General features: G+C 40.3%; 24 protein-coding genes, 1 tRNA gene, 1 rRNA gene and 1 pseudogene. 5 read left to right on the top strand and 22 right to left on the bottom strand.

Translation table 11 applies throughout. The features are described 5' to 3' along the window. Window positions 1-56 precede the first annotated feature (56 nt). Window positions 57-1,573, bottom strand: a 16S ribosomal RNA gene (locus QE422_RS19140). An 814-nt stretch (window positions 1,574-2,387) separates the two neighbouring features. Between QE422_RS19140 and QE422_RS19145 the strand changes: the two genes are divergently transcribed. Further along, window positions 2,388-2,525 (top strand): hypothetical protein, encoded by a 138-nt coding sequence (locus QE422_RS19145; protein WP_307461569.1) that lies wholly within the window; start codon window positions 2,388-2,390, stop codon window positions 2,523-2,525. A 215-nt stretch (window positions 2,526-2,740) separates the two neighbouring features. Then, window positions 2,741-3,142 (top strand): hypothetical protein, encoded by a 402-nt coding sequence (locus tag QE422_RS19150; protein ID WP_307461879.1) that lies wholly within the window; start codon window positions 2,741-2,743, stop codon window positions 3,140-3,142. A gap of 164 nt (window positions 3,143-3,306) precedes the next feature. Here QE422_RS19150 and QE422_RS19155 read toward each other — a convergent pair. From QE422_RS19155 to greA, 7 genes are all read right to left on the bottom strand, one after another. Then, window positions 3,307-3,380: transfer RNA gene (locus QE422_RS19155), tRNA-Met, on the bottom strand. Window positions 3,381-3,424: 44 nt separating this feature from the next. After that, complete coding sequence (locus tag QE422_RS19160) at window positions 3,425-4,711, bottom strand: TlpA disulfide reductase family protein (protein WP_307461882.1); 1,287 nt, start codon at window positions 4,709-4,711, stop codon at window positions 3,425-3,427. A 61-nt stretch (window positions 4,712-4,772) separates the two neighbouring features. Beyond that, window positions 4,773-5,000 carry a signal peptidase gene (locus QE422_RS19165; RefSeq protein ID WP_307461886.1) on the bottom strand — a complete coding sequence of 76 codons (228 nt, stop codon included), beginning with the start codon at window positions 4,998-5,000 and terminating at the stop codon, window positions 4,773-4,775. A gap of 5 nt (window positions 5,001-5,005) precedes the next feature. Next, on the bottom strand, window positions 5,006-6,970 hold the full coding sequence (locus QE422_RS19170; protein WP_307461888.1) for a T9SS type A sorting domain-containing protein: 1,965 nt from the start codon (window positions 6,968-6,970) through the stop codon (window positions 5,006-5,008). A gap of 77 nt (window positions 6,971-7,047) precedes the next feature. After that, entirely contained in the window at window positions 7,048-8,235 is a 1,188-nt protein-coding gene (gene clpX, locus QE422_RS19175) for an ATP-dependent Clp protease ATP-binding subunit ClpX (RefSeq protein WP_307461889.1), read from the bottom strand. 71 nt (window positions 8,236-8,306) lie between these two features. Continuing rightward, on the bottom strand, window positions 8,307-8,696 hold the full coding sequence (locus QE422_RS19180; protein ID WP_307461890.1) for an HIT family protein: 390 nt from the start codon (window positions 8,694-8,696) through the stop codon (window positions 8,307-8,309). A gap of 27 nt (window positions 8,697-8,723) precedes the next feature. After that, the gene (gene greA, locus QE422_RS19185; RefSeq protein WP_307461892.1) at window positions 8,724-9,194 is read right to left on the bottom strand and encodes a transcription elongation factor GreA; all 471 of its coding nucleotides are present in this window, start codon (window positions 9,192-9,194) and stop codon (window positions 8,724-8,726) included. Window positions 9,195-9,303: 109 nt separating this feature from the next. On the opposite strand from greA, the gene QE422_RS19190 reads away from it, so the two are divergent. From QE422_RS19190 to QE422_RS19200, 3 genes are read left to right on the top strand one after another with little or no spacing between them, the layout of a single operon-like run. After that, complete coding sequence (locus tag QE422_RS19190) at window positions 9,304-9,756, top strand: hypothetical protein (RefSeq protein WP_307461895.1); 453 nt, start codon at window positions 9,304-9,306, stop codon at window positions 9,754-9,756. A gap of 3 nt (window positions 9,757-9,759) precedes the next feature. Then, window positions 9,760-10,209 carry a D-aminoacyl-tRNA deacylase gene (dtd, locus tag QE422_RS19195; protein ID WP_307461898.1) on the top strand — a complete coding sequence of 150 codons (450 nt, stop codon included), beginning with the start codon at window positions 9,760-9,762 and terminating at the stop codon, window positions 10,207-10,209. Window positions 10,210-10,238: 29 nt separating this feature from the next. Continuing rightward, on the top strand, window positions 10,239-10,922 hold the full coding sequence (locus QE422_RS19200; protein WP_307461899.1) for an FKBP-type peptidyl-prolyl cis-trans isomerase: 684 nt from the start codon (window positions 10,239-10,241) through the stop codon (window positions 10,920-10,922). A gap of 82 nt (window positions 10,923-11,004) precedes the next feature. On the opposite strand, the gene QE422_RS19205 is transcribed toward QE422_RS19200, so the two are convergent. The 14 genes and pseudogenes from QE422_RS19205 to paaZ form a co-directional block, all read right to left on the bottom strand. Then, window positions 11,005-11,517: a hypothetical protein gene (locus tag QE422_RS19205; protein WP_307461902.1), complete on the bottom strand. Its 513-nt coding sequence runs from the start codon at window positions 11,515-11,517 to the stop codon at window positions 11,005-11,007. 49 nt (window positions 11,518-11,566) lie between these two features. Beyond that, complete coding sequence (locus QE422_RS19210) at window positions 11,567-12,106, bottom strand: hypothetical protein (RefSeq protein ID WP_307461904.1); 540 nt, start codon at window positions 12,104-12,106, stop codon at window positions 11,567-11,569. Between the two features lie 125 nt (window positions 12,107-12,231). After that, window positions 12,232-13,605: a DUF4153 domain-containing protein gene (locus tag QE422_RS19215; RefSeq protein ID WP_307461906.1), complete on the bottom strand. Its 1,374-nt coding sequence runs from the start codon at window positions 13,603-13,605 to the stop codon at window positions 12,232-12,234. A 10-nt stretch (window positions 13,606-13,615) separates the two neighbouring features. Continuing rightward, on the bottom strand, window positions 13,616-13,912 hold the full coding sequence (locus QE422_RS19220) for a hypothetical protein (RefSeq protein ID WP_307461908.1): 297 nt from the start codon (window positions 13,910-13,912) through the stop codon (window positions 13,616-13,618). A gap of 2 nt (window positions 13,913-13,914) precedes the next feature. After that, window positions 13,915-14,400: a Coq4 family protein gene (locus QE422_RS19225; protein ID WP_307461910.1), complete on the bottom strand. Its 486-nt coding sequence runs from the start codon at window positions 14,398-14,400 to the stop codon at window positions 13,915-13,917. Window positions 14,401-14,500: 100 nt separating this feature from the next. Then, on the bottom strand, window positions 14,501-15,340 hold the full coding sequence (locus QE422_RS19230; protein WP_307461912.1) for a metallophosphoesterase: 840 nt from the start codon (window positions 15,338-15,340) through the stop codon (window positions 14,501-14,503). A 12-nt stretch (window positions 15,341-15,352) separates the two neighbouring features. Beyond that, window positions 15,353-15,643 (bottom strand): hypothetical protein, encoded by a 291-nt coding sequence (locus QE422_RS19235; RefSeq protein ID WP_307461914.1) that lies wholly within the window; start codon window positions 15,641-15,643, stop codon window positions 15,353-15,355. A gap of 66 nt (window positions 15,644-15,709) precedes the next feature. Beyond that, window positions 15,710-16,000 carry a transcriptional regulator gene (locus tag QE422_RS19240; protein WP_307461917.1) on the bottom strand — a complete coding sequence of 97 codons (291 nt, stop codon included), beginning with the start codon at window positions 15,998-16,000 and terminating at the stop codon, window positions 15,710-15,712. Window positions 16,001-16,005: 5 nt separating this feature from the next. Then, window positions 16,006-16,476 (bottom strand): hypothetical protein, encoded by a 471-nt coding sequence (locus QE422_RS19245; protein ID WP_307461920.1) that lies wholly within the window; start codon window positions 16,474-16,476, stop codon window positions 16,006-16,008. 1 nt (window position 16,477) lies between these two features. Then, entirely contained in the window at window positions 16,478-17,095 is a 618-nt protein-coding gene (locus QE422_RS19250; RefSeq protein WP_307461922.1) for a hypothetical protein, read from the bottom strand. A 187-nt stretch (window positions 17,096-17,282) separates the two neighbouring features. Then, window positions 17,283-18,047 (bottom strand): enoyl-CoA hydratase/isomerase family protein, encoded by a 765-nt coding sequence (locus QE422_RS19255; RefSeq protein ID WP_307461924.1) that lies wholly within the window; start codon window positions 18,045-18,047, stop codon window positions 17,283-17,285. Between the two features lie 310 nt (window positions 18,048-18,357). Next, the gene (locus QE422_RS19260; RefSeq protein WP_307462403.1) at window positions 18,358-19,044 is read right to left on the bottom strand and encodes an SMUG2 DNA glycosylase family protein; all 687 of its coding nucleotides are present in this window, start codon (window positions 19,042-19,044) and stop codon (window positions 18,358-18,360) included. 57 nt (window positions 19,045-19,101) lie between these two features. Beyond that, entirely contained in the window at window positions 19,102-19,647 is a 546-nt protein-coding gene (locus QE422_RS19265; RefSeq protein ID WP_307461927.1) for an SMI1/KNR4 family protein, read from the bottom strand. Between the two features lie 66 nt (window positions 19,648-19,713). After that, window positions 19,714-22,210: pseudogene (paaZ, locus tag QE422_RS19270) on the bottom strand (phenylacetic acid degradation bifunctional protein PaaZ). Between the last annotated feature and the right edge of the window lie 35 nt (window positions 22,211-22,245).

Raw genomic sequence — 22,245 nt, forward strand, 5'->3', positions numbered from 1 at the left:
CCTGTGGACATCTTCATGTCCGTAATTTTGTTTATTCTCGTATGAACGAGACTCTAAAATGAGATGTTCCAGCCGCACCTTCCGGTACGGCTACCTTGTTACGACTTAGCCCTAGTTACCTGTTTTACCCTAGGCAGCTCCTTTTACGGTCACCGACTTCAGGTACCCCAGACTTCCATGGCTTGACGGGCGGTGTGTACAAGGCCCGGGAACGTATTCACCGCGCCATGGCTGATGCGCGATTACTAGCGATTCCAGCTTCATAGAGTCGAGTTGCAGACTCCAATCCGAACTGAGACCGGCTTTCGAGATTCGCATCACATCGCTGTGTAGCTGCCCTCTGTACCGGCCATTGTATTACGTGTGTGGCCCAAGGCGTAAGGGCCGTGATGATTTGACGTCATCCCCACCTTCCTCTCTACTTGCGTAGGCAGTCTTACTAGAGTCCTCAACTTAATGGTAGCAACTAGTAACAGGGGTTGCGCTCGTTGCAGGACTTAACCTAACACCTCACGGCACGAGCTGACGACAACCATGCAGCACCTTGAAAATTGCCCGAAGGAAGGTCTATTTCTAAACCGATCAATTCCCATTTAAGCCTTGGTAAGGTTCCTCGCGTATCATCGAATTAAACCACATAATCCACCGCTTGTGCGGGCCCCCGTCAATTCCTTTGAGTTTCATTCTTGCGAACGTACTCCCCAGGTGGCTAACTTATCACTTTCGCTTAGTCTCTGAACCCGAAAGCCCAAAAACGAGTTAGCATCGTTTACGGCGTGGACTACCAGGGTATCTAATCCTGTTCGCTCCCCACGCTTTCGTCCATCAGCGTCAGTTAAGACATAGTGACCTGCCTTCGCAATTGGTGTTCTAAGTAATATCTATGCATTTCACCGCTACACTACTTATTCCAGCCACTTCTACCTTACTCAAGACCTGCAGTATCAATGGCAGTTTCACAGTTAAGCTGTGAGATTTCACCACTGACTTACAGATCCGCCTACGGACCCTTTAAACCCAATAAATCCGGATAACGCTTGCACCCTCCGTATTACCGCGGCTGCTGGCACGGAGTTAGCCGGTGCTTATTCGTACAGTACCTTCAGCTACTCTCACGAGAGTAGGTTTATCCCTGTACAAAAGAAGTTTACAACCCATAGGGCCGTCGTCCTTCACGCGGGATGGCTGGATCAGGCGCTAACCCATTGTCCAATATTCCTCACTGCTGCCTCCCGTAGGAGTCTGGTCCGTGTCTCAGTACCAGTGTGGGGGATCACCCTCTCAGGCCCCCTAAAGATCATCGACTTGGTGAGCCGTTACCTCACCAACTATCTAATCTTGCGCGTGCCCATCTCTATCCACCGGAGTTTTCAATAATAAATGATGCCATTCATTATATTATGGGGTATTAATCTTCCTTTCGAAAGGCTATCCCCCAGATAAAGGCAGGTTGCACACGTGTTCCGCACCCGTACGCCGCTCTCTCTGTCCCGAAAGACAAATACCGCTCGGCTTGCATGTGTTAGGCCTCCCGCTAGCGTTCATCCTGAGCCAGGATCAAACTCTCCATTGTATGTTTGTTCCAGGCTCACTCAAAGTTTTTTTACGCTTTAGTTTTTCCTTACTTGGTTGTTATATTGTATGTCAATGATCTTCTTTATCTCTCGCTTTGTAACGTAGCAATCGTTTCTGTCAGTGTTGCTTTCGTATTTGCGAGTGCAAAAGTAATAACTTATTTTTAAATGACCAAATGTTTTGAAAAGAAATTTTAAAGTTTTTTTTCTTAACCTTAACCCTCTCTAAACATTCAATCCCTCTACTCCTGCGCTCCCCTTAATCGGGACTGCAAAGATACAAATCTTTTTTATTCCCGCAACTCTTTTCTAAAAAAAGTTTTTGATCCTAAAACCGATTAAACCGTATCTTCCATAACCATAGAAAAGTATTTATTCTTTATTCCAAAAGAAATAAAAAACAAACCCTCCATCTCTATATAAAGTAGTTTTCTTTAAAATAATATCCGCTTATCTAAAAGCTCTTCTGCGCTTACTGAACTACTCTCGTTTTCAGTGGGGCAAAGATAGAAACTTATTACCCAATCCTCCAAATATTGTTAACATAATATTCATATAAATTACTCTTTGTGGGTAAGTAGGAAGGGTAAGGCCCTAACAGCACAGGAGTTAAAACAAGCTTCAGACTTATCCACATTGAGGGAAAGTTGCCTTAGATTAAAGGAAAGGTGAAGAAAGCTGGAGAGTAAAAGAGTTTGAGGACGGGAATGTTGGAAGAGTTTAAGGGCGGGAGTGCTGGAGCGTTGGAGCGTTGGAGTGTGAGAGGGTCTTCTGGAAGGAGGTATGGGGAAGTGAGGGTCGGAAAGTTGGAGGATGAAAGGGTATCGCGGAAGGATGCGAAAGGGTTGGCGGGAAGGAAGTAAAGAAAGAGGAAGAGCAAGAGAGAATGGAGATTTGGGAAAGGAAGAAAGTAATCATGAGAATGAAGAAAAAGGAAAGACTGTAAACTGAGAAGGAATAATAAGCATGGAATGAAGTATGGAGGGAAGTAATAAATGGATAGATAGATAGATAGATAGATAGATAGATAGATAACCGCAGATCCATAATAACTGCATACAGGATCACGCCCCTACAGGGCTGGATTAATACCGCGGTTTTTAACTCTGGGCTCAACCCTGGGCTATTGATAAAGCCCCCGCAGGGCTTAAGGCTACTTGAGGTTGGTGAGTATTTGTTATAGATGTTCTTTTTATTATAAAGGAAAGGATGCCTTTATTAAAAGAAAAGAGGAAAAGACAGATTATGACAGACTGCCTATAACAAAAGACTACTACCCTAGCCCGGATTGTAGCGGCTACCCCACAGTACGCAAAGGGAAAGCTGGAGGATCAGCCGCTGGAAAGCCAGGCGCGAGGAGTAAAAGCAAAGAGCCGGATCCAGCTCCTAAACAAAAATTAAAAGCTAAGGTTGCAGAGTTGAAGGAGTTTGTGAGTATAGATGAAAGTGTTGGAATTTGTCTTGAAAAAATTCTTATAGTTAATCTAAGATTTGAAATCAGGGTTATAAAAAGTCTAATAAGGATAGTTTTTCCAAGTTACCTGATGAAATATTTAATTAGTAAATAAAATAATAGTCTATTTGGTAAAAAACGAAGTATAAGTTCTAAAATTGTGATAGCTGAGTATTCATTCAATATAACAATTTTAAATTTTTGAAATTTCACCAATTTATCATACTGCTAAAAAAAATAAAAAAGGCTGTAAGAAAAATCTTACAGCCTCTGTTTTTGTAGCGAAGACGGGAATTGAACCCGTGACCTCAGGGTTATGAATCCTGCGCTCTAACCAACTGAGCTACCTCGCCGTTTTGGTGGTGCAAATATACAAAAATATTTACTCCCTCCAAATTTATTTTAAATTAAAATATTCCAAAACATCGGCAACATGCTCTGGTTTATTGATTATCTTATTGTTAGCATCCAAAATAAAATAAGTTGGTGTTGCGTGAACATTATAGGTATCCACATAACTGCTGTTCCAGCCTTTTAATTCGGAATCGTTTACCCAAGGAAAGGCTGCAATCTTTTTAGCGTATGAATCTTTATCAACGTCCATTGACAGGCCGACTACCTGAATATTTCTAGCTTTTAACTCATTATATTTTGCCAACAATTTTGGCAGTTCTTCTTCACAATGCGAACACGTTGATGACCAAAAGATAATGACTTTCTTATCCGCCTTAACATCATACAGTGACTTTGCATTTGTATTGACAGCAGACTGAAATTTATAATTCGGAAAAGCTGCACCGATTTCAACATTTGCATTGGACTTCAAAGTCGAAGCAAGTCTGTCGGTAATCGTACACTTGAGATTTTTAGCAAGATTTAAATACTTATTTTTAAATTCCTGCATATCGTATACATCAAAAATGTCTATCAATTCTGAGAGAACGGTCTGTCCACGGGGAGTTTCGACCTTTAAACGGTCTAACAGTTTATCTACAGAAGCAGCCACCTTGGTATTCCCCCCAGAATTAAGGTAGGAAACCAAAACAGGTCTTAACAGTGAGGAAGTTTCCAGCATATCGTTTGACTTATCGATAAAATTAATAATTTCTTCCTGACTAGGCTTTTTGGCCGGATCATTTGAAAGGAATTTGCTGTAATTTGTATTGTAATAGTAAATAAAAGGGTGCTGGCTTTGATCTATTCCTTCAGAGCCTCCGGAAAGCCTACTGATTTCAGTTTTCAGTGCTTTTCCAAAGTCCGTATTGTCTTTATAGTATTCTTTGATCTGTGATAAAGCAGGAAGTATAAGTTCTTTTTTCTGAGAACCTTCCTGAAATTTACTCATCAACTCATTGGCTTCATCAAGATAAACAATATCTTTTACTTTATTTCCTTGGGTATCCAGTTTAACATTTACGTTTTTATTTTCAGAGATAAAGTTGAAGGTATTATTTGAACCAGGGAAATAAACCTTCATCATACCCATATAGTTTTTGGGATATTTGAATATCCAGACATTATTTTTACTTTGCTCTTGAGTGAATATAATATCTTTTGATCCGTTTAAAGTATATAAAATAGCATCTTGATCTTTGAAATCGGCAGGAGCCTGAATCGTAACCGTAAATTGAGCCTGTAATGAAAATGCAGCCAACAATGCTGAAATCGTAAATGTCTTTTTCATAGGGTAAAAATAAAAAAACTCTCCGATTAATCGGAGAGTTTACTATTATTTTAATAAAATTTTATGCTTTTTTGCTTGTGTACTTTTTATTAAAAAATACGATAAACATTACAGCGATAATTCCCAATGCATATACATACATATCGATCGGAGAAGCTTGCGCCCCTGGTCCAACCGTTCCTCTATTGGCAGTACCGGAGTCTGGTGCCGGTGGCATCTTCTGTGCATTAATTAGAAGAAATCCAAAAATTAGAAAAAAAGCTGAAACTAGTTTATTTATTATTCTCATATTTATTATTTTAAGATTTTGGTATTAACAGTTTCTCCTTTATCGGAAACAACTTTTACAACATAAGAATTTTTAAGTTTACTATCAAGTTCGATTACAAAATCTGTTGAAGTGTTAACTGCTTTCTTGGTAATCACCAATTTACCACTCATATCATAAACCTCAATATCTGCTTTTTTCCAGTTAGGGTCGAATCTAACGATATAATTTTCGATTCCCGGATTGTACACAACCACTGTTCTAGAAGGAGACTTCGTTTCATTAGTTGCCAATACAACATTGCTTGGTTCACCGTAATACAAATCATATTCAGCTCCGTTTACTGGGATAACCGCTCCCTGAACAGCCTGCTGAACAGTTCCGTTTTGTGATTTGTAATAGAAACCAATACCTGAAGAAAGAGCATGAACACCGTTGCTTACTGGGCTAGCATCTTCAAGAATTTCAAATTTATAAGACTTTATGGTATTAAGATCAAAATTTTTCATTTTAATATTTTTACCTTTAAAGTTATTCTCGTTTGCTTCATTGATATATAACCAATACTGCCCAAGATAGTTACCGTCAATACCTCCGGTAGGAGATTCTTCATAAGTACCTAAAATATCACTAGTATCTAAAGTTACCTGGGTTTTTGCCTGTGCTACAGAATGCCCGGTAGTTCCATCAGGATATACAACATAATAAGTTCTTGCCACTTCATTACCGTTGATATCAAGTCCAATAACACCTAATTGTTTTACTGTTCCTGTATTGGTATTTTTGCTAGCCGTTACACTATAAGGTGTAGAAGCAGCTCTCGTATAGTAATTGAACCTTCTAAGATTTGAAAAATTCAGCTGTTGTGCTGACGCTCCCAAATCGCTGTTCAACTTAATAACAAAAGTTCCCATAGGTCTAACCATCATATAATTAACATCTCCTGTTGGCACACCTGACGAGAAAGTAATAAATTTATATGCTGCACCACCTGATGTTAAAGTTCCCGCTGAGCTGGTTTGTACAGCATTTGGAGAAATTTCAAGTCTGACACCTTGTATATTTGTTAAATTAATACCATCTCCATTGGTTTCGTTTGTAGCAATCTGAGAAAGATCAAGATTGGTAAGGAATGGATTACCGAATTGATAAATGTTTTTTCCGTAGTTTGAAGACCAAGCTGTTGTTACGAACTCATCCTGAAGATAAGAATAATACTTTTCATTATACTGGTTAAGCGCATTTCCGTTAACTCCGAAATTTACGTTAAGGCCAGCACCCTGCAAAGTAGTAGAAGCACCAATATCAGTAAGCGGTCGCCCTTTTACAGTTCTTGTTGTATTGCTTACGTCAAGCCCTAATCCTCCCAACATATAATAAGCAAACCCATCAAGACCTATTCCGAACTTGTAACCGGTACCAAAATTCTTTGGCACTACATTGATATTATCATTCCAAAGAATTTCATTTTTAGAATATCTCGTATTGGTAAAAGTTTTCCCTAATTCTGCACTCAATGTAGATGCAGTCTTATCATAAAAAGGCATACCAATCTGCTGATAAGTCCCATGATTCACTGCTCTGAATTCCTGGTCTACAATTCCTGTAATATTAGCTTGAGGAACTCCTGTTATAAACAGCTGACCATAAGTATAAGCCGGTGTTGCAGAAGAAAGGTTGGTATTATATGTAGAATATGCGGTTTCTTCATTAAGCTTGTTAATAAAATTACCTCCGCCAGTAGCTTCAGTTTTATCAGCATTTCCTGTTGTAATGGTTTTAAAAGAATCTGAGGAAGTTCCCTGAACCATGAAGTTACCATGGTTTTCAATCTTACCGGTACCTCTCATCTGTAATCCGCCTCCACTGTAAACCAGTGTACCTTTACTCACATACGTAGTAGCAGCGTCGTCTACATGTATCAGAACATTCTGCGCCTGAACAGAACAAATGGCTGTTAGTAAGCCAATAGCAAATAAACTTTTTCTCATTGTATATAAATATTTGTGTGTTAATACAATATCTCAATTGCAAAGGTATACCTTTTTTACTAAAAAACAAAAATATTTTATCTATTAACAAAAATATTATCTTCCGTTAATATTATTTCCTGCTCCTCCCCTATTGAAAACATATAATCTTCCAGTACTTTCTCTGTTGTTCCTCTCAAACCCCTTGCTCCAAGGCCCTTTTCCATTGTTTCTTCTACAATTTTTTCCACTGCTCCATCAGTAAACACCAACTGGGTTCCGTCCATTTTGAAAAGTTCAATAAACTGATTCACAATCGAATTTTTCGGTTCTTTCATGATTCGTACCATGGTTTCTTTGGTAAGTTTATCAAGGTACGTGATGATCGGAAATCTTCCCAAAAGTTCGGGAATTAATCCGAATGAACGAAGGTCAATCGCATTAATATTTGTTAATATGTACTCGTCTTCATCAGTTTTATTGATCTTTTCAGAGCTGAAACCGATCGCCTGCTTATTCATCCTTCTTTCGATAATCTCCTTAATTCCATCGAAAGCACCTCCAGCAATAAACAGAATATTTTGTGTATTTACCTGGATGTACTTTTGGTCAGGATGCTTTCTGCCTCCCTGTGGCGGAACGTTTACAATACTTCCTTCCAGCAACTTCAGAAGTCCCTGCTGTACCCCTTCTCCGGAAACGTCTCTCGTGATACTCGGGTTATCCGACTTTCTTGCAATTTTATCGATCTCATCAATAAACACAATTCCCTTTTCTGCTTTCTCTACATCGTAATCTGCCACCATCAGAAGCCTGGAAAGAATACTTTCCACATCTTCCCCTACATATCCGGCTTCGGTTAAGATTGTTGCATCTACAATACAGAAAGGCACATTCAACTCTCGGGCAATTGTTTTTGCCAACAAGGTTTTCCCGGTTCCTGTTTCACCGATCATGATGATATTGGATTTCTCCAGCTCTACTTCACGGTTTTCTTCCTGCGCATGAAGCAGTCTTTTATAGTGGTTGTAAACCGCGATCGACAATTGTTTTTTTGCTTGGTCCTGTCCGATAACATACTGATCAAGGAATTCTTTGATCTCTTTCGGCTTTTTAAGTTCGTTTATATTTTCTGCAGGAGCATATCCTGATTTAGATCCGCTGTCTTTTACGATGGCGTGAGCCTGTTCGATACAGTTTTCACAGATAAAGCCATTCTGTCCGGAAATCAGCATCTGCACTTCATTTCTCTTTCTTCCGCAGAAAGAACATTGGTTTGAATTCATTTTTATATTACTCTAATAAAGGTATAGATAAAAGAAACCCGCAAAATAAGTTTCACGAGTTTCTGGTATTTTTAAGAATTTATAATGGAGTCCCGAATCTCGGTGTATTCGTCATCCGTAAGTTTTAGCCGCTCGTTTTTAAAATTCATATCTTCCACCTGGTTCAACGGAATTAAATGAATATGAGCATGAGGAACTTCCAATCCTACAACAGCGACTCCTACCCTTACGCAGGGTACCGCGTTTTTTATTTTTTTGGCAACCTCCTGAGTAAAGCCCCAAAGGTTTTTATATTCTTCGCTTTCCAGATCAAAGATTAAATCCACTTCTTTTTTAGGGACCACCAATGTGTGTCCTTTTACCAGGGGCATCGCATCCAGAAAGGCAATAAAGTTTTCATCTTCAGCTATTTTATAGGAAGGGATTTCGCCGTTAATGATTTTTGTGAATATCGTGCTCATTTTTTAAAATATAAAGATGAGGATCTGTTATAAGGTAATGTCTAATACTTCAAACGAAAGCTTATTGCCGTTCGGTAACGTGATGTCTGCCGTTTCTCCTACCGCTTTTCCCAGTAAGCCTTTCGCAATCGGTGTATTTACCGAAATCTTTCCGGCTTTAAGGTCGCTTTCGTTATCCGGAACCAGGGTAAATACCTGCTCCTGTTTTGTAGCATTGTTTTTCAGCTTTACCGTCGTTAGGATGGAAACTTTTGAAGTATCCAGCTGGCTTTCGTCTATAATTTTTGAACCCGAAATAACGTCTTTCAGCTTAGAAATTCTCATTTCCAACATTCCCTGTGCTTCTTTCGCCGCATCGTATTCTGCATTTTCAGACAGATCTCCTTTATCTCTAGCCTCAGCAATCTGCTGGGTAATTTTTGGTCTTTCTACAGTTTCCAACTGTTCCAGCTCAGCTTTCATTTTCTCCAGCCCCTCCTTTGTAACATAGCTTGCCATAATTTTCAAAATTTAGTTTTAGTATAAAAAAATAATCCGACATTTGCCGGACAATGTTTTCGAGTTGTAATCGTTTAATTTTTACAAATATATAAAAATTTAAATTCAAATGAAAAAAAGTTTCTCAATATTATCTATCATCACACTATTGATTTTCAGTAATTTATCCATAAATTCCTGTGGAACGCGTGAAGATACCGTAAGTTGTTTCCCGACGAACCCAATCAACGTAAGCTTAAATCTGAACCTTCCTGCTTATTATAACCTGAACCAGGTTGGCGGATGGGTATATATCAATGAACAGCAGTCCGGAACGAGAGGGCTGATCGTCGTAAGGGCATCAGATACCACCTTTAAAGTATACGACCGGAATGCACCGCATATCTGTCCCGATAACAACACGACGCTTGAAGTTCAGGACAACATCAGAGTCGTCTGCCCGAAAGATAATGCCCAATGGATTCTGCTGACAGGACAGCCTACCGCCGTGGCCAATATTCCGCCGAAGACTTACCTTTATAATTATGATCCGGGAAGCAAAGTATTAAATATTTATTATTAAAAAATGAAAGTTGTTGTGCAGAGAGTTTCCGAAGCCAGTGTAAAAGTTGACGGACAGACCGTAGGTGAAATCGGGAAAGGATTGATGCTGCTGATCGGTATTAATGAAAATGATGAGAAAAGTGATGCCGACTGGCTTGTACAGAAAATTCTGAATCTGAGAATCTTCGGAGATGAGGATGACAAATTAAATCTTTCCGTGCAGGATGTAAAGGGAGAAATTCTTTGCATCAGCCAGTTTACACTAATTGCCGATTATAAAAAAGGCAACCGCCCGTCCTTCATCAAAGCGGCAAAACCGGATAAAGCGGTTCCTTTATTCGATTATTTTAAAGAAGAAATTTCAAAATCCGGACTGAAGACCGAAAGCGGAATCTTCGGTGCTGATATGAAAGTTTCGTTAATTAATGACGGTCCGGTTACCATTGTGATGGATTCCGTTACAAAAGCTTAAATTCGCAAAAAATATATTTATATTCAACAATGAAAAAAACCTTAATTACCTTGGTTCTTCTTACAGGAGTAAACCTTGCATTTGCCCAGAAATCGTACACCGACGAACAGAAAGCTTCTTATTATATCGGTCTTGATATTGCCCAGAATATGAAAAGACAGGGCTTCCCGGCAGATGCCGAACTGCTGGCGCAGGGAATCAAAGATGCATTAGCGGATAAGCCTACGCTTTTCCCGAAAGAAGAGATGGGAACCTTCCTGCAGGGCTTTATGCAGAAGCAGAATGAGAAAAAACAGGCGGAAGCAAAAGTAAAAGCTGAGGAAAATAAGAAGAAAGGAGCTGATTTTCTTGCCAAAAACAAACTGAACAAAAACATAAAAACTACAGCAAGCGGCCTGCAGTATGAAGTTTTAAAGGAAGGTGACGGAAAAACAAAACCTACCGCCTCAAGTACAGCAAATGTATTGTACACCGGAAAATTAATGGACGGAACCGTATTCGACTCTACTGATAAAAACGGAGGAAAGCCGATTGAACTGAATCTTTCAGGAGTAATTCCGGGATGGACAGAAGGGATGCAGCTGATGAGCAAAGGGGCAAAATACAGATTCTATATTCCTGCAAACCTGGCTTACGGAGACAATGGTGCCGGAAACGTGATCCCTCCGGGAGCGACTCTTATTTTTGATATCGAACTGGTGGATTTTAAATAAATAATCCTCAACCCATGATACATCAAAAGCGCCTTTCAAAATATTTGAAGGGCGCTTTTTTTAAATAAACTTTTATAAAAAATTAATTAGCAGGCACACTGTTGAAATTCAGTGCTACCCTAAGGGTCATATCTGAGCTTGTCTGATTTCTCAATTCATATACCGTTCTTACGGTAACTCCTGTACTTTTCACCACATTATCTAGGAATCCTGTATTTTCAAGATCAAGAGTAATGCTTGATGCATCAGTGGAAATATTGGATCTTGATGCAACCAGCTGCTCTCCCGTTCCGTTTGATGAAATGTATACTTTAATCGATTTAAAAGCGTTAAGTGTTCCGCCCGCAGGTGAAGCTACCGATACTTTCGCATCCGAAATCCTAACGTCTTTGATTTTCGCATCATTGTTTCCTCCGAACCAAGTCTGGATATTGGAAGCGGTTGCCGTGGAAGAAACTTCCTTATCAGCAGGAACGCCGGTAGAAATCAGTACGTTTGCCGTATAAGGAAATGTATTCTGAACCAACGACTGCACGGTGCCGCAACTTACCAAAGCTGCTGAGGCCACTGCCGCTGTCAAAAATATATTTTTCATAATGATAAATTTTAAATTTGTCTTTGCAGAAATTATACCAAATTGAAAATTACTCCACACTCACGGTAAAACTTCCTTTGGTATTGCCGGAAGCCATATTGCTTTTCCCGACAATCAGCCATACTTCACCTTTCCCTTTGATATCATAGGTAATTTCTCTTCCGAAAGGTCCGTCGTAATCTCCGTTTGGCAGCTTGATCTGGTTAAAACGGATGTTGAAATCTTTTACATCGGTTGAGATTTTTGCTTTAAGGGTAGATTGGTTCACATTGGTAATCTTGAGGATAAATTCCTGATCGTCCTTTGTAAACTCTTCGCCTAATTTAAAAGGAAGCTGTGCAGCATCGGCAGTCCGGATAATCTGCCCGTCTTTTACATTCCTCATCACCCCTTTGCTTAAAACCTCTTTCGTTTTAGGCGCATTATTGATAATGGAATCCTTCATTTTTACAGCTGCGGAATCTGCTTTTTCTACCGGAGATGGCTGTTCCGAAACCACCGTAGAATCCGTACTTTTCGTTTCCTGGATTTTCGGTTCTTTTTTACAGGAAATGATCATCAGTGGGATGAGCAATAAGGATTTTTTCATAATACATCTTTTTTAAAATTAAACCTTCCGGCTTTTTGAAAATACTTTGAAGCGAAAATTGTTCCAACCGAATAGTTAAACCCATTTTTACTTTTAGATTATTTCTGATTAAACTAACGGTTATTTTATGGTAGAGTCTGATAATATAAGACTTTAGAAAGGAACTTTTCGTTTTGCTGTAATTTCACCTGTTCCGAATTTAAAATTTCTGATTTCAACCGGTGATCATTCTTTTCTTCCGCATATTTCAGCAATTGCTTTTCATTAAAATTTATCTGCGTACGATGGTAATTTAAGTCAAAATCCTTACGCTTCCTGTTTTCTTCGGTAATGATCCCGCCCCAGTTGATATAGCTGCAGATCAGGACAGCACCGTAAACATACCAGGCCATTGTGTTGAAAAGAAAGGCATTTCTTTTTCTGAATTGTATTTTAACCATTGTAAGAACAAGACCGATTAAGGAAAGAATCAGGAACGCATAAACGCCGAGCCTTTTGTACGTGCATCCATAATTAATGATGTATTCCGAGTTTTTTACCATTGCGGAAATAACGAGAACGGCATTCAGAACCATCCAGATCCCGGCCAATATTTTCATGAAACCTGCTTTCGGATCAAAATTAAAATTGGATTTAAAATAAAACATAATGACCAGAATTGACATCACGATAGACAGGATAACCGCATTTACCCGTTCATGGGTTTCTTCCGAAAGCCGTACAGGGGTCTTGACCGCCTCATAAAACTGTTCGTAATTATAAGTAATGATGAAAAATATCAACAGGACATTTAACGCGAATAAGGATACAACACCGCTCATCCTTTCAGCATCAAGATCGAGAAAGGAATATGTCGGCTTCTGAATAACCCTTTGTTTAAAATCGTTCTCCAGCATCCGGTTGTTTTTGTAAATAAATCTCTCCACCGCAAAGTTCCAGTAATTGAACGCAATGAAAAATCCCAAAACGATCATGGCTATGAGTTGCCAAAAATTAAGATCCAGTTCCACATCTGTAAAAAGACTGGCAAAATGATCACTTCCCGCTGCGTAAATGCCGAAAAATACAGAAACCAAAATGAGTGGGATCAGTACGAAAGCGAGGGTCTTCTGCCATAATCCGGGAACATTTCTTTTCGGAAGCCATTTATCAAAATTTAAAATCCGGAAAAGTGAAGTAAAGAAGTTGATAACGAAAACCGGAATCAGCAATAGGATCTTCATCCTTCGGTTCCTAGACCGATAGCTCAGCAGAAGAAGAGAGCCTGCCACTGCCAGAAAGGATGGAAAATCGCCATACCAGGCAAAGGCAAAACTGGAAAGAATGCTCGTTGCAAAAAGGAAGATAAAGGTTTTGGTTTTATTCCTTTTAGGGGTTCTGAAGAACGTGAGGAAGGCATAGACCAAGCCGATGATCCCGAGATTCAGTCCCACATTCTGATCATAGAAGAGGATAACAAAAAGAATGGTGGTAAGAAATATATAATGATGTGTTTTCATAATATTGTTTTTAAGAGATACAGTTGATGACCGCCAGGAAATAAATAATGCTTATCGGTATATTCAGGAGCAACAGGACCGCCGAATTTCCATGTGGCTTATTATCGGCGATATTCGAAATAAATAATGTTAGTTCATAAAAGAAAACAATGATATTAATAACGGCCGCCGCTAAAACATAGTAAAACCCGATGGTGAGCAGAAACTCCCTTCTGGTGAGTAAAAAGCTGATGAGAATAAGGGTTCCCAAAGCAAAGGAAAGATAAAACGCCGTTTTCCCTTCCGAACTGAATTTTATATTGTCCATAACTAATGCAAAACGGTTGAATTTTTCTGTTGGATAAAATCTTTCAGATGATCGAAATTCTGCCAGAGCAGGGCTTCAAAATCCCAGTGGTAGAAAGGCCGCATATTTTTGCCTTTTCTGTAAGCATTCATATAGACTCTGAAATATTCCGGTAAGATCAGGCTTCCTAAAATGATGGCGGCTAACAGATGGGCATTGAGCTTCCCGTTTCCCAGCAGCAGAAACTGCATGGCAATCTCGTCTTCGAAATGGGTTCCGCAGCCCGTAATCAGGTGATGAACATCATGATCTTCCATTTTCGGAATCATGCTGAACCCGTGTTTCCTGTAAAACTCCCCAAGCTTTCGTCCCAGAGAATCTTCCTGAAACTCTAATAGCTGCTGTTCGGTAAACTGCCACTGTCTTTTCTTTTTCTTAAAATATTTCCGGTAAAGTTTCTGGGTTTTATCGTAAACGAAAAGCAGAAATCGGACACGTAATTTTTTCATAGTTGATCGGTTTTGGATAAGTTTTAATTTAAAAGGTTCTCAAAATTTGGCAGGGTGTATATCTCTTAATTTTAAAAGGAATATCATTATAATTGATTCTCTAAACCTGGGTTAAGGTAAACACCGTAATTTCCGGACGCACCATAAACCGGACCTGAAAGGAGTGTCCCAGAGCACGGTTGATATACAACATTCGTCCGTCTTCCAGATCAATCTCTCCCGAAGTATATCTGCGGTTTTTTACAGGAAGAAGCGGAGTAATGATTCCCGGAATACAGCACTGCCCGCCGTGGGTATGTCCGCTCAGAATCCAGCCTCGGTAACCGTTCCAGATGTCTTTGTCGCAGGCATCGGGATTGTGGCAGAGAATAATGTTGGCTTTTGAAGGATCATGGTTTTTCATTATTTCCTGCGGTGCAAAATTCGGTGACCAGAGATCTTCGAAGCCGATGAAATTCAATCCGTGGCTCTCTTTCTGCTGATTTCTTAACATCATAATACCTGAATTTTCCGCAATCTTACAGATCTCATCAGCCACCTTGGTTTCCAGCCAGTCGGTTCCATAGTCATGGTTGCCTAGAATTCCAAAAGTCCCAAAGCTTCCGAGCACGGCATGGCTCATCACTTTTTTAAGATCTTCACGCTCTTCTGCATTTCCGTGATTTACAAAATCGCCGGTGTACACTACAAAATCAGGGTTATAATTTTTAGCTTTCTGAAAAGAATCAATCAGGAAATTCCAGTCGAAGCGTGTTCCGACGTGCAGGTCTGAGATCTGCATCAGGATTTTTCCCTCCAGATTTGCTGGTAAGTTTCTGACAGGCATTTTCCTTTCCACAAATTCCAGCCAGAAAGGTTCGACCTGCCATGAATACAGCATAGGAAAAGTGGCCACTGCCGAGATCTGGAACAGTCTTTTTAAAAATGTTTTACGGTCCATCACATTCTTATTTTAACTTCCCGCAAAAGGACTCCCGAAAATTCCGACTGCCAATTCGGCCCAGATCAGTACCAGCACCAGGAGAATAACAAAGCAGATGGCTAATTTGGAAAGAATTTTTCTCTTTGACCGGATAACCAGATTAACAAAGAAAGCTGTCCCGAACAGCAGTACTGCTGCAATAAGAAAATCGGATACCGACCAGTTCCATCCTTCCACAAATGTATTTCCAAGAAGTGCCAGGAGGAGCAGTAAAACCGGTACCGCAAAGATAATTGTTGTTTTTTGTCTGTCTAAAATCATAAGTTTTAAATTTAATAATTAAAAGTACTTTGTATTTCAAAGTTAAAATATAAAAAAATATATCGTTTACCTTCCTAACAATTTTTCCAGGGCATTGAGGTGTTCCGTGAAAGCTGCTCTTCCGTTTTGGGTAACTCTGTAGGAAGTCTTCGGCTTTTTGCCTACAAATTCTTTCTTTACTTCTATATAAGCCGCTTTCTCCAGCGCATTGCTGTGGCTCGCCAGGTTACCGTCCGTAATCTCCAATATGCTTTTCATTTCCGAAAAATCAACCCAGTCGTTGACCATCAGAACGGACATGATGCCCAGTCTTACACGGCTTTCGAATTCTTTATTGAGTTGATTTATTTTTATCATTTTATTTAGTCTTGTTGTCTTATATGCTCTAGCATAATGACTTTATTGTTGGCAAACTTCACAATCAGCTGATGGTCTACAAAACCAAAGCCGGCACTCGTTCCTGCATAATACTGCCAGACATTTCGTTTTTTATCTTTCAGGTCCGGACTGCCTAATTTTTCTTTCACTTCGGATGAATCTTTATCAATCAACAATTCTCTATCAATGAGATCATCAATCATTTCATAATTATCCGTTCCGCTTTCCGTTTTTAGATTTAACCGCCATACAACGGAATCAAAATCTCTGCTTTTTTCTCTGGTCATACTGAAAATCAGAATAAAAACGATCAGAAAATAAATAACCGGAGAAATAAAAACACCTAACAGGGTACTTTTTAAAAACCTTCTCTTCCTATTCTTAAATACAACTGAAAAGATGCCGAAAATGGCAACCGCCAGGATCAGAATAATTAAAAAAGCAGAACCCTCCATTTTATTTATACTTTCTATGCATAATCAGTCCGTAGACAATATGCAACACTCCAAACCCGACCGTCCAGAAAATCAATCCCCATCCCGGAAAAAACAAGGAGATCAGGCCCAAAACAATTTGACAATATCCCAAATATTTAACATCCGTCAGCGTATACCGTTCCGCACTTACCAAAGCCAATCCGTAAAAGATCAATGTTGCCGGCGCAATAAATACGAAAAGATGATGGTACAAAAGCCCCAGGCAAAAAAAACCTCCCGTCACTAAAGGAACTGCAAAGGTAATTAAAAGCCGCTTAGTGGTTGCATCCCAAATCTTCAGTCCTTTCTTTCTGCTTTTATTAGCGGTAAGAATATAACCGCTGAAAACGGCAACCATCAGAATTACAACCCCAATCAAAACCAACTCTTTTACCAGAGCAGGCCCAAAAATATTTCTTTTCCCATCAAAATAGTCGATCCCTTCTCTTTGAAAAACAAAATATACATACCCTGCACCAATAACAGCTGCCAATCCTGCCACCACACCGGATAATCCGCTTAATGAAATAAACCGTGAAGAACGCTCCATCATGGAGCGGATGTGTGACAAGTCTTCGTGATAGTTTTTTGATTTCATAAAAAGAACTTTGAATTACAAAGTTAATATTTATTTTGAATGTGCAAAATTTTTTTCGGAAAAAATGGATAATAGTGAATGGTCAATTCATTTTCCTCGTCAATTTTAAATCAATCTAATTTTTACTAAATTCTTATGGCTAAAACAACCGCCGGAAAACCGGCGGTTGTTATGTATAAGATCGAAGCTATTTTGCTCTCAGTCTTTCTTTAATTGCCCCGATATTCTTTTTCGCTGACTCTTCAAGGATGAGGCTGGCACTCATGTGAATTCTGGCAGGCATCAATTCATTAAAATGGTCTGTTCCTTCCCAGGATACTTTTTTAATGAGTGCCAAAGCATCGCTGCTTCTGTAAGCTAAAGTCTGAAGAAATGTTTCCAATTTGGCATCCATTTCTTCGATATTTTCAGAAACCGAATGGTAAATATTGTGCTGCTTGGCCCACTCCGCCGATCTGAAATCCGCATCGATTGCCATTGCTGAAAATTGCGACTTCCCTATTTTTCTTTCCACATAAGGGCCGATCACGAAAGGACCTATACCCAGATTAATTTCCGTTAAAGCCAACGCAGCGTGTTTTACGGCAAAACAATAATCGGCACCACAGGCAATCCCTACGCCCCCGCCGGTTGTTTTTCCCTGTACCCGCACTACCACGATTTTTCCGCAGTTTCTCATGGCATTGAGGACCTTTGCAAAACCTCCGAAAAACTTTGTTGATTTTTCCAGCTCTTCAATTTCCAGCAATTCGTCGAAACTGGCGCCGGCACAGAACGCTTTTTCACCTTCACTTTTTATTAAAATGGCTTTTACCTCATCTTTTGCTCCTTCATCCAGAATCGTCTGCGCCAGCTTTTCAAGGATGGCTCCCGGCAGAGAATTGCTTTTCGGTGTTCCGAAGGTAATTTCGGCGATATTGTTTTTCAGTTCTGATACTACAAATTCGTTCATTTTTAATTTAAATTGGATTTTTACAAAAATAGGAAAGTTCGGCGAAAAGCAGCATTATGTCTTGTCATTATAAATGAATCCGCTAATTCAATAAGTAAAAATACGTAATCTTAAATTTGGTACTTTCTACGCTACCGCAAAATTAATATTTGCCGTTACTTTGACTTGTCGATGAGACCAAATTAAATACTCATCTGAAAATCTTTAGCAATCAATTCAAAACTAATAACCATAAAAACTTGATATTGCAGAATATCGTCAAGATTCTAAATGCATAAATGAGAAGAAATCCCCTGTTGTCAGGGGATTTTTATTTTTTCAAAGCTAAAATATATTTATCAATATACAGCTGCTTCTCCTTCGATTTGTATTGCTGAATGTACCGGGGATGTTCCAAAACCGTCAATTTTTCAAACAAATTAGCTTCCCGGTTGATCTTTGCAATAAAATCCGCATTCTTTTTACCCATGATAAAAACTTCGGAAGTATCCAGATTCAGGCTGAGGTGCTTTTTTAAGGAACTGATCATAAAATCCTTAACTTCGTTAAACAGGGCTTTATCATCATAATAATTGGCATTCACCCAACCGCTTTTCGATTTCCGGACGATGGCCAGCGGGAAAGGAGAATTGATATAAACATCACTGTAAAATGCTTCGGCTCCGCCATATTCCGCAATCATATCATAAACGAAAACGGATGAAACTTCGTGGGTGTAGGCTGAAGTCATTTTAATTCCGCATACGCTTTCCAGCCTTTTGGTATCGGTAAAGGGCACTCCCGTAACTCCGGAACCGTGGCGGCTGGGATTGATTCCCAAAAGAAACTTACGCCGAATGGAATCGTTGTAATATTTGCGGTAAAACTGTTGCATGACGTCCAGTGTTTCCGGATTATCCAGATAAGGATTCATCACCATGAAATCATCGGGAAGCGTACCACTGTAGTGGAGGGTTTTGTTGAATTCGATAACCTGTTCTGCAAAAGTTCCTTTCATATTCGAGTTTAACATTTAAAGATCAATATTTTCCTTTTATCGCTTTCTATTCAGTTCTCAAATGTCTATATCCTGATCAAAATACGCTTCTTCTTTTAATCCTTCGATAAAAGTTTTAAAGTCTTTAGCCAGAAATGTTTTTCTATAGTCCGCTTCCTGATCCACATGCACGACTTCCGGCTCACCACTTTTTCCACACCTGGAATAATCCAGCAGGATCATGTCGTGTCCTGCAGAAGGACAGTCACAGACATACACTCCATCATCAGGATAGCCCCATTCTTCGATCATAAAACGGCTGCCAAGCTCTCCGCAAAGCGCATAGGTCTTTTCCCTTCCGATCCCCATGATTCCGGTAATGGCAATATGGTCATCTGCCCATGAAGTGCTTTCTGCCGTAGAAAAGCAGCTCCTTTCTACCAATCCGCCATTTCGGATGCGCATCAATTCGATATAAGATGCTGGAAGTTTGTACCCCAGTTCCTGCTCTACTGAAAGAATGGTTTCATCATCCGGGAAAGGTTCGGTGTAATCCCTTTCCGAATAACTGCTTTCATTCCAGAAACCGGTAAAATCAAAGTCTTTGATAAATTGCTGTTCCATTTGGTTTATATTAAAAAAGAGCCTCTTTAAAAAAGGCTCTTTTAAATTTATGAATTTTATTTTACATTACACCAATCCGAACTGCTCGAAGTGATGGGTAAAATGTTTTCTGTGCATCAGCTCCCACATTTCCTTATTGAGTTTTCCGAATACAAAATTCATATGTTCGGCCTGTGGATTTTCTTTGTAATATATCGAAAATCTTTTCAGGTTATCCAGGAATGACTGTTTTGCGGCATCCAGGTTTTTGTGCTTCGGTTCAGGCAATGATCCATCGGCATCCAGGAACGGTGCCTGGAAGTCTTTCGGCATTTTGCGGTGATTGTATAGGGAATCCTGCCATTTTTCCAGCTGTTCTTCAGGAGTGAAGCACCGATCGGCTTCCGGTTCGCCTAAACTTACCAGTACACCGTGCTCCAAATGTTCGATCATCTGCTGAGGAGACATTTTCCCCCATTGTGAAGTGGTATTTTCCGTTAAGCCATTCAGGATTTTCTGAACATTCTTTACATTCAGGTCGATAAATGGTGATTGTTTGGCTACCAAAGTAAGAATCGTTGCTACACAAACTACTTCTTCTCTCTGGTTGACCACTTCCACCAGCCATTTCACCACGCCGGACGGGATATTTCTTCCCTTTACCCCACGGTTGATTTTTTCCTTGGCCGTTAAATAAACGGTAATTGTATCTCCGGCATACACCGGTTTGAAGAACGAACAGTTTTCCAGCCCGTAGTTCGCAATCACCGGCCCTTTTTTTCCGGAAACGAACAACCCCGCCGCTGCGGAAAGAATGAAATATCCGTGGGCAACTGTTTTGTCGAAAATAGTTCCCGTTAAGCTCGTTGCATCGGTATGGGCATAGAAATGATCCCATGAAACGTTGGAGAAATTTACGATATCCGCATCGGTAACGGTTCGGCCTGCCGTTTCCAGGGAATCCCCTATTTCGACTTCTTCAAAATACTTCCGGAAAGGATGCTTGTCTGAATATTTCTTTTCTGCCCCCTGCTGGTATACTTTGGTAATCGCGGTCAGGATATCCGGGGATCCCTGAATCGCGGTTTTCTGAAGGAAGAAATGAAGACCGTTCAGTCCGCCCATCTCCTCGCCTCCTCCGGCTCTTCCGGGACCACCATGCATCAGCGTCGGAAGCGGTGAACCGTGACCGGTGCTTTCCTTGGCGTTATCCCGGTTCAGAACGAAAATCCTTCCGTGCTGGGAAGCCATTTTCCATGACGTTTCGGCCACAAACTGATCATCATACGAAATAATAGACCCAACCAGACTTCCTTTTCCCCTTTTTGCCAAAGCTGCCGCTTCTTCCGCATCTTTGTACGGCATCAAAGTAGAAACCGGTCCGAAGGCTTCGACATCATGAGAGATATTCTTTTCAAAAGGTTTATCGTTAAAGAACAGTTTAGGACTCATGAATGCACCATTTTCGTAATCGGCATCCACCAGTTCGTGCTGTCCGTCGTAAATCAGTTCCGTTTCCGCTTTCAGTAAATTTACTTTTCTTAAAACTTCATCGTACTGCTGTCTGCCAACCAGGGATCCCATCTTCGTTTCCCGGCTCAACGGGTTTCCGATTTTGGTCTGGTCCAAAGCTTTTGATAAAGCCTGCTGTACATCGCCCCACCAGGTTCTCAGGAACAATAATCCTTCTGATGGCCGTACATTTCTGTCCTGCTTTCGTGGTCATTTCGTTTCGGACTTCCTTGATGAACAAATCGAATTCCGGAGTGCCCGGCTTCGCTTCCAACCCCAAGATGGAACAGTTCAACGAATCCGCCTCCATATTGAAACGAACGGCATTGCCTGCCACCGACGGTAACGATTTTAATTTTCTTCCGGTTGTTGCCGAACCGGTAAACAGTACGGAATCCCCGTCCTGAACATAATCAAGGATATTTCCCGGTTCTCCGCAGACCAGCTGTACCGCTCCTTCAGGCAAAAGACCACTTTCGATCATATCCTGAAACACCGCATTGGTAAGATAAGACCCGAAAGGTGAAGGTTTCACGATAGAAGGAACACCGGCCAATAAGGAAGTCGAAAGTTTTTCCAGCATCCCCCAAACCGGGAAGTTGTACGCGTTGATCTGCACGGAAACCCCTTCGCTCGGCGTAAGGATATGGGTTCCCAGGAAAGTTCCGTTGGCTGAAATTTTCTGTGTTTCCCCATCCACCCAGAATGGGGTGTTCGGAAGCATTCTCTTGGCCAGTCCGGAATAAGTAAAGAAAGTACCGAAACCGCCTTCGATATCCACCCACGAATCCACATGGGTGGCGCCCGTTTTATAGGATAATTCGTAATATTTTTTCTTTCTTTCAAGAAGATAGAGTGCTACTTTTTTCAGCATTTCCCCACGGTCATAGAACGTCATGGACGAAAGGTTTTTGTATCCAACGGTCCTTCCGTAGTCCAGTGCCTGTTCAAAATTAAGCCCCTCCGTATCTGAAACGGCCACCTGCTCTCCTGTCACGGCATTAAATAAAGGAATTCCGGTTCCGGTTCCTTCGATCCATTCGCCGTGGATATAGTTCTTTAGTTTTTGCATACCATTTAATTTAACAATGTATCAATTTAACAGTT

It is taken from the genome of Chryseobacterium sp. SORGH_AS_0447 (genome assembly GCF_030818695.1).
Classification (GTDB): Bacteria; Bacteroidota; Bacteroidia; order Flavobacteriales; family Weeksellaceae; genus Chryseobacterium.